Genomic DNA, 1,182 nt, shown 5'->3' with positions numbered 1-1,182 from the left:
GCCAATACAAGTTTCACCGCTTCTTCCCGCAATTCCGGGGTATATCTTTTTTTCTGTTTCATTATTTCTCCTGATCGTTTATTTTAACAAACAGGAATGTCCGAAAAAGTCAGGATACCTCAGGGTTCCTTCCATCCCAATTCCTCTTCAAAGAGTAATTTCAAAATACGGTAAATCAGAGAAATCGGGTTTTCGAGACGATAACTTCCAACCATATTTATCTTGGGCAAAAAAAGGTATCTACGCTACTCTTTCAGACGATGAAAAATTCGTTATCGACATCCAATTTTCACCAACTGAAGAAGAAAGAAACATCGCTTTTTCCAAAAAAAAGTAAGCGACCTCACTTTAGCGGGGGCAGGGCTAACTTTCATACATTGTCAACCAGGTGGGCGATTACGCGGCGCTAATCGCCCCTACGCGTGCTGATAACACGCTAATGCAATGTGTACAAAGTGGTAGCAATACAATTTTTCAGGCAGTAGAGCCACCAAATAAAAATATTTCTCGACCGCAAATAAAAAAGCAAACTCAATCAGAGTTTGAATAAAGTCTTGTGTATTGAAATGATCAGACGGTACGCGCATTTCTTCGTCGGAAATCTCGCGAACCACACGTAAAAACTGCCGACAATGATTAGTCTAATATAGGGAGGGAATGTGGTAACCGTTATACATCCGGAAAAGTCGCATGACGATTTTAATAAATTCATTTTGGAGCTTGTAGAATTGGTCTGTCGGCATGGGATAAATATCCATGTGCCTGAGGCGGACAATAAGCTCTCCTTTCAATACTTCAGAAACAAGGTACATGAGGGCTGGAAGCTGGCGCAGGACAAGGCGTGTGGCGAGCTATTACAGTATCTGGATGAGAAGTCGCTTATAGAGTCGAAAATCAAGGAACGAAATCGCAATAGGCAAAAGGAATCCACCAAATTTCTTCAAGATGCTATCACAGTAATTGAGAGCAGAATCCGTAGGATTCAATACGTTTTCAACACGATTCCTTGGACTCTTTTTAACATGGAAGACTACGTTATTCGGCGCTTCTATCGGGGTGAGGTATCCTGACTTTTTCGGACATTCCTGTTTGTTAAAATAAACGATCAGGAGAAATAATGAAACAGAAAAAAAGATATACCCCGGAATTGCGGGAAGAAGCGGTGAAACTTGTATTGGCGCA

The 1,182-nt window shown here is 41.2% G+C and carries 2 protein-coding genes; one reads left to right on the top strand and one right to left on the bottom strand.

The features are described from left to right. On the top strand, positions 1–337 hold a 337-nt coding region (locus tag ACO0LC_RS29085; RefSeq protein ID WP_423009741.1), incomplete at its 5' end, for a hypothetical protein. Between the two features lie 517 nt (positions 338–854). Here ACO0LC_RS29085 and ACO0LC_RS29080 read toward each other — a convergent pair. Continuing rightward, a partial coding sequence (locus ACO0LC_RS29080; protein WP_423009739.1) for a hypothetical protein occupies positions 855–1,182 on the bottom strand: 328 nt, incomplete at its 5' end.

This window comes from Undibacterium sp. JH2W (genome assembly GCF_049340425.1).
In the GTDB taxonomy this organism is placed as follows: domain Bacteria; phylum Pseudomonadota; class Gammaproteobacteria; order Burkholderiales; family Burkholderiaceae_D; genus Undibacterium.
Note: the sequence above shows the minus strand (reverse complement) of the source record. Positions and strands in the feature narration are given on the sequence as shown.